Consider the following 6650-nt stretch of genomic DNA (forward strand, 5'->3'; position numbering starts at 1 on the left):
AACAACATCGGCACCGGTCGCGAACTGTTTGGTTTCATGCGCATGGCCTTCAGCTCGGCGGAGCAGGGCGCCAGCGCCTTCACTTCTGCCCTGGAGACGCTTAATTGAAACTGGCTTTGGTCGGTGACATCGGTGGGACCAACGCACGGTTCGCGTTGTGGAAAAACCAGCAGCTGGAATCGGTCCAGGTGCTGGCGACGGCGGACCATGCCAGCCCGGAAGAGGCGATCAGTCTCTACCTGAGCGGGCTCGGCCTGGCGCCGGGTTCGATCGGTTCGGTGTGCCTGTCGGTGGCAGGGCCTGTGAGCGGCGATGAGTTCAAGTTCACCAACAATCACTGGCGCCTGAGCCGCAAGGGTTTCTGCCAGCGCCTGCAGGTGGATCAGCTATTGCTGGTCAACGACTTCTCGGCCATGGCGTTGGGCATGACCCGTTTGCAGCCTGGTGAATTTCGCGTGGTCTGCGAAGGCACGCCGGAGCCGATGCGCCCTGCGGTGGTGATCGGCCCGGGCACTGGCCTGGGCGTCGGCACTTTGCTGGATCTGGGCGCGGGCCGATTCGCCGCGTTGCCGGGTGAGGGCGGTCACGTCGATTTACCGCTGAGCAGCCCGCGGGAAACCCAGCTGTGGCAGCACATCTTCAATGAGATCGGTCATGTCAGCGCGGAAACGGCGTTGAGCGGCGGCGGTTTGCCTCGTGTCTACCGGGCGATCTGTGCGGTGGATGGGCATGAACCTGTGCTCGACACCCCGGAAGCGATCACTGCAGCAGGCCTTGCCGGGGACCCCATTGCCCTGGAAGTGCTCGAGCAATTCTGCTGCTGGCTCGGCCGCGTGGCTGGCAACAATGTGTTGACCACCGGTGCGCGCGGTGGCGTGTTCATTGTTGGCGGCGTGATTCCACGCTTCGCCGATTTCTTCCTCGAAAGCGGCTTCGCCCGGTGCTTTGCCGACAAGGGTTGCATGAGCGACTACTTCAAGGGGATACCGGTGTGGCTGGTGACGGCACCGTATTCCGGGTTGGTGGGCGCGGGGGTGGCACTCGACCAGGCTTGAGACCGAGTTGCCTTCATCGCTGGCAAGCCAGCTCCCACAGGATCACCGGCATTTTCAGAATGTGCGCATGACTTTGTGGGAGCTGGCTTGCCAGCGATGGGGTCAGGACAGACAACAAATATCCAAGCTGCATCAGGCATAATCCGCCCAATTCAAATAACAAGGACGCCGCCCCGTGAGCTCAGTCAACAAGTCGATTTTGTTGGTCGATGACGATCAAGAGATACGCGAGTTGCTGGAAACCTACCTGACCCGTGCCGGGTTTCAGGTGCGTACCACGCCCGATGGCGCCGGTTTTCGTCAGGCCCTCAATGACGAGCCCAGTGACCTTGTGATCCTCGATGTGATGCTGCCGGACGAAGACGGTTTCAGTCTGTGTCGCTGGATTCGCCAACACCCGCGGCGGGCTCAGGTGCCGATCATCATGCTCACGGCCAGTTCCGACGAAGCCGACCGGGTCATTGGCCTGGAACTGGGCGCGGACGATTACCTGGGAAAACCCTTCAGCCCCCGCGAATTGCAGGCACGCATCAAGGCGTTGCTGCGCCGCGCGCAGTTCGGTCAGGAACGCAACGGCGGCGAAGTGCTGGCCTTCGATGACTGGCGCCTGGACATGGTCAGCCATCGACTGTTTCACATCGATGGTGAAGAGGTGATTCTGTCCGGCGCCGATTTCGCCTTGCTGAAACTGTTCCTCGATCACCCACAGGAAATCCTCGACCGCGACACCATTGGCAACGCCACCCGTGGTCGCGACTTGATGCCGCTCGATCGCATTGTCGATATGGCCGTCAGCCGTCTGCGCCAGCGTCTGCGTGACACGGAAAAACCACCGCGCCTGATCCGTACCGTGCGTGGCAGCGGTTACCAACTGGCAGCCAGTGTGATCGCCAGCAATGGTCACTGACTTTTTGCGCAAGCTCGCGGCCAAGGTGCCAACGCCACGTTCGCTGCTCGGGCGCATGTTGCTGCTGACCTTGCTTGCGGTGTTGTTCGCCCAGGCGCTGTCGAGCGTGATCTGGGTTTCGCAACTGCGCGCCACCCAGCTTGAAGGCCTGGTCACCAGCGCCCGCAGCCTGGCGCATTCGATGACTGCCAGCGTCAGTTATCTGCGCTCGCTGCCGGTGGCCTACCGACCGCTTGTGCTCGACCAGTTGCGCAGCATGGGCGGTACGCGATTTGTAGTCACCCTCAACGACAAACCTCTGGGCATGGAAGTGCTGCCGGTCACGCCGCGCAAGTTGGCGGTGATGAAAGCCGTGGACGAAGTGCTGCGCCAATCCCTCGGTCAGGACACGGACATCTCGGTGACGTTCGTCAGCCCCGAAGATCTGCGCATTTTCAATGGCGGCCTGAAGCTCGATGAGCTCCCACGGTCATGGGCGCACTACGCGCTGACGCTGGAACCGGTGAACCCGCCAGTGCTGGTCACGCAGATTCAGATGGCCCCGGGCGAGTGGCTGTACATTGCCTCGCTGCTGCCCGAGCCCTACACCAGTCTTGAAGAACAAGGCCTGCCGGCGCAGCAGGTGTGGTTCATTGTTCTGACCAGTGGATTTTTGTTGTTGTTCATTGGCCTGCTGGTGCACTGGCAGAGCCGTCCACTCAAGCGCCTGGCGCGGGCAGCGCGGGATCTGTCGTTGGGCGCCGATGTGGAGCCGGTGGCCGAGGGTGGCGGCAGTGAAGTGATCGAGGTCGGCCGCGCCTTCAACACCATGCGCGAACGCATCAGTCGTTATCTCACCGAGCGCAGCCAACTGTTCAGCGCGATTTCCCATGACTTGCGAACACCGATTACCCGACTGCGGTTGCGGGTGGAATTGCTTGAGGACGAAAAGCTGCAAGCCAAGTTCGGTCGCGATCTGGATGAGCTGGAGCTGCTGGTCAAAGGTGCGCTGCAATGTGTGAAGGACACCGATATCCACGAAAACATCGAGCCGGTGGATCTCAATCATGTGCTCGATTGTCTGGTGGAACCGTATCTGGCGCCCAATGGCAATGGCCGCGTGACGCAGCAGGGACGGGCGCTGGCGGCGTATCCGGGTAAACCGCTGGCGCTCAAGCGCTGCATTGGCAACTTGATCGACAATGCCCTGAAGTACGGCCAGAACGCGCACCTGCACATCGATGACGACGAGAGTGCGTTTGTGCTGCACGTCGACGACGAAGGGCCGGGGGTTCCCGAACAGCGCATGGAGCAGGTGTTCGAACCGCACTTTCGCCTGGCCGGGCAGCAGCAGGGGTATGGGTTGGGGCTGGGGATCGCCCGCAATATTGCCCATAGTCATGGGGGTGAGGTGAGTTTGCAGAATTTGCGTGAGGGTGGGTTGAGGGTGACCCTGCAATTGCCTCGCAGCGTTGATTAGTTAGACCGCGTTATCGTTCATCGCGGGCAAGCCCGCTCCCACAATGATTAGTGGTGCTCACAATTTTTGTGATCGGCTCAAAACCTGTGGGAGCGGGCTTGCCCGCGATGACGTCAGTCCATTCAATACATTCCTCAAGGCAAATGTCACAACCTGGTGACATAACTCGCCCCCTTCGTTACAAGCCTGCCCTGGCCTGATGTTTAGACTGCCTATCAGTCATAACAACAAAAAAGGTCCCCCATGCACATCTTCCAACCGGCCTTCAGCAGTTGGCTGAATGCAACTGCGCATCAGCAATGGCTCATCGCCGAAGGCCTGAGCCTGTTGATGTTTGCCAAGGCTTCGAAGCTGCCTGAAGGCTTTGGCAATCTTGATGAGCGCGGTCATTTGCCAGCCGACGCACAAGCCGAAACCATGAACACCGCGCGTATGACCCACAGCTTCGCCATGGCCCACATTCAAGGCCTGCCAGGGTTTGCCGAGTTGGTTGATCACGGCGTCGAAGCCCTTCGCGGGCCGCTGCGCGATCCCGTACATGGGGGCTGGTTCGCGGTCGCCGAGCACCGCGACGGTAATACCGGCAAGAACGCCTACCTGCACGCTTTCGTCGCGCTGGCGGCGAGCTCCGCCGTGGTCGCGCAACGCCCCGGCGCCCAGGCCTTGCTCGATGATGCGATCAGCGTCATCGAGGGCCGTTTCTGGAGCGAGGAGGAGGGCGCCATGCGCGAATCCTTCAACCGTGACTGGAGTGAGGAAGAGGCTTATCGCGGGGCCAACAGCAACATGCACGCCACCGAAGCGTTCCTCGCCCTGGCCGATGTCACTGAGGACAACCGCTGGCTGTGCCGCGCCCAGCGTATTGTCGAACGGGTGATCCATGGTCACGCCGCCGCCAATGGCTATCTGGTGGTCGAGCATTTCGACCGCCAATGGCAGCCCCTGCGCGAGTACAACCACGACAATCCCGCCGACGGTTTTCGCCCTTACGGCACCACGCCGGGCCACGGTTTTGAATGGGCACGACTGTTGTTGCATCTTGAAGCGGCGCGGGTGCAGGCCGGGATGCTGACGCCAGGTTGGCTGGTCACGGACGCGCAAAAACTCTTCGAGCACAACTGTCGTCACGGCTGGGATGTCGATGGCGCGCCCGGCATTGTCTACACCCTGGACTGGGACAATCACGCGGTGGTTCGCCATCGCCTGCACTGGACGCATTGCGAAGCCAGCGCCGCCGCCAGTGCTTTGCTCAAGCGCACCGGCGAGGAGCAATACGAGCGTTGGTACCGCCTGTTCTGGGAATTTTGTGACAGTCATTTCATCGACCGCGAAGGCGGCAGCTGGCACCACGAACTCGATCCGTTGAACCGCCCAAGCGCCGATATCTGGGCAGGAAAACCGGACCTGTATCACGCCTGGCAAGCGTTGCTGATCCCGCGTCTGCCGCTGGCACCGAGCATGGCCAGTGCGCTGGCGAAGGTGTCCCAGAGCGGTTCTATGTAACCATGCGGTGACATTCGCGCGTCCCTTCGTTACCTGCGAAGGGGCATCCCCTGTTTAAAATCCTATGCAGCGCAAGCACCAGACTTGCATGCATAACAACAAGAAAGGTACTACTCGATGAATGCGATTTCTCGCCTCGCTACTGTCATTTCTCTCGCCTCCCTGGTTCCTCTGTCCGCGTTCCCGCTCAGCGCCCTTGCCGCCGATTCCAAAGGTTCCGTGGAAGTCGTTCACTGGTGGACGTCCGGTGGTGAAAAAGCAGCGGTCGATGTCCTGAAAGCTCAAGTCGAAAAAGACGGCTTCACCTGGAAGGACGGCGCAGTCGCCGGTGGTGGTGGGGCCACCGCCATGACCGTTCTCAAGAGCCGCGCCGTTGCCGGTAACCCGCCGGGCGTTGCCCAGATCAAGGGGCCGGATATCCAGGAATGGGGCAGCACTGGCCTGCTCAGCACCGACGCATTGAAAGAAGTCTCCAAGTCGGAAAACTGGGATGGCCTGCTGTCGAAGAAAGTCTCCGACACCGTTAAATACGAAGGCGACTACGTGGCCGTGCCGGTGAACATCCACCGCGTCAACTGGCTGTGGATCAACCCCGAAGTATTCAAGAAAGCCGGGATTGAAAAAGCCCCGACCACCCTCGAAGAATTCTATGCCGCTGGCGACAAACTCAAGGCCGCGGGCTTCATCGCGCTCGCCCACGGTGGCCAGCCGTGGCAGGACAGCACCGTATTCGAAGACGTGGTGTTGTCGGTCATGGGTGTCGACGGCTACAAAAAAGCCCTGGTAGACCTGGATCAGAAAACCCTGTCGGGCGCTGACATGACCAAGGCTTTCACCGAGCTTAAAAAAGTCACCACCTACATGGACCCGAACCGCGCCGGTCGTGACTGGAACATCGCTGCCGCCGAGGTCATCAACGGCAAGGCCGGTATGCAGATGATGGGCGACTGGGCGAAAAGCGAGTGGACCGCCGCGAAGAAGATCGCCGGCAAGGATTACCAGTGCGTGCCATTCCCGGGCACTGAAAAAGCCTTCACCTACAACATCGACTCCCTGGCGGTGTTCAAGTTGAAAGCTGATCGCAAGGGCGACATCGCCGCTCAACAAGACCTGGCCAAGGTTGCTTTGGGCACTGACTTCCAGAAAGTCTTCAGCATGAACAAAGGGTCGATCCCGGTGCGGACCGACATGTTGAACGAGATGGACAAGCTCGGCTTCGACGAGTGCGCCCAGAAGTCGGCCAAGGACTTCCTGGCCGATGACAAGTCCGGCGGCCTGGAACCGAGCATGGCGCACAACATGGCCACTTCCCTGGCGGTGCAAGGCGCGATCTTCGACGTGGTCACCAACTTCATGAACGACAAGGACGCAGACCCGGCCAAGGCCAGCGCCCAACTGGCGTCGGCTGTCAAAGCGGCTCAGTAACTCCTGACACAGCCTGTTCCTGGTTGGAATGGGATTGTGTGGGAGCTGGCTTGCCAGCGATGCAGGCGACTCGGTCCGACTTTGAACCCGGTTGATTTCATCGCAGGCAAGCCAGCTCCCACAGGATCCTGCTCCGACAAGGGATCGGCGTGCCGGTTTCTTTTCCCTTCACCTGGATTATCCCGATGAGCTCTGTGGCGGTTTTCAGCAAAGCCTCACCGTTCGATGCGCTGCAACGCTGGCTACCCAAGTTGGTACTCGCGCCGAGCATGCTGATCGTGTTGGTTGGCTTCTACGGTTA

Annotated in this window: 5 protein-coding genes and 1 pseudogene; all 6 read left to right on the forward strand. The window is 60.5% G+C overall.

The genetic code is table 11. The features are described 5' to 3' along the window. Positions 1–104 precede the first annotated feature (104 nt). Complete coding sequence (locus ACRESJ_RS03480) at positions 105–1055, forward strand: glucokinase (protein WP_431756655.1); 951 nt, start codon at positions 105–107, stop codon at positions 1053–1055. 175 nt (positions 1056–1230) lie between these two features. After that, on the forward strand, positions 1231–1962 hold the full coding sequence (locus ACRESJ_RS03485; RefSeq protein ID WP_431756656.1) for a response regulator: 732 nt from the start codon (positions 1231–1233) through the stop codon (positions 1960–1962). After that, positions 1952–3421 carry an ATP-binding protein gene (locus ACRESJ_RS03490; RefSeq protein ID WP_431756657.1) on the forward strand — a complete coding sequence of 490 codons (1470 nt, stop codon included), beginning with the start codon at positions 1952–1954 and terminating at the stop codon, positions 3419–3421. The genes ACRESJ_RS03485 and ACRESJ_RS03490 overlap by 11 nt, the downstream gene beginning before the upstream one ends. Before the next feature lie 243 nt (positions 3422–3664). After that, on the forward strand, positions 3665–4924 hold the full coding sequence (locus ACRESJ_RS03495; protein ID WP_431756658.1) for an AGE family epimerase/isomerase: 1260 nt from the start codon (positions 3665–3667) through the stop codon (positions 4922–4924). Positions 4925–5041: 117 nt separating this feature from the next. Beyond that, positions 5042–6349, forward strand: coding sequence for an ABC transporter substrate-binding protein (locus tag ACRESJ_RS03500; protein WP_431756659.1), 1308 nt, complete (start codon positions 5042–5044; stop codon positions 6347–6349). A gap of 185 nt (positions 6350–6534) precedes the next feature. Continuing rightward, a pseudogene (locus ACRESJ_RS03505) lies at positions 6535–6650 on the forward strand (sugar ABC transporter permease); the annotation flags it as partial.

The organism is Pseudomonas sp., assembly GCF_050739655.1.
GTDB lineage: Bacteria > Pseudomonadota > Gammaproteobacteria > Pseudomonadales > Pseudomonadaceae > Aquipseudomonas.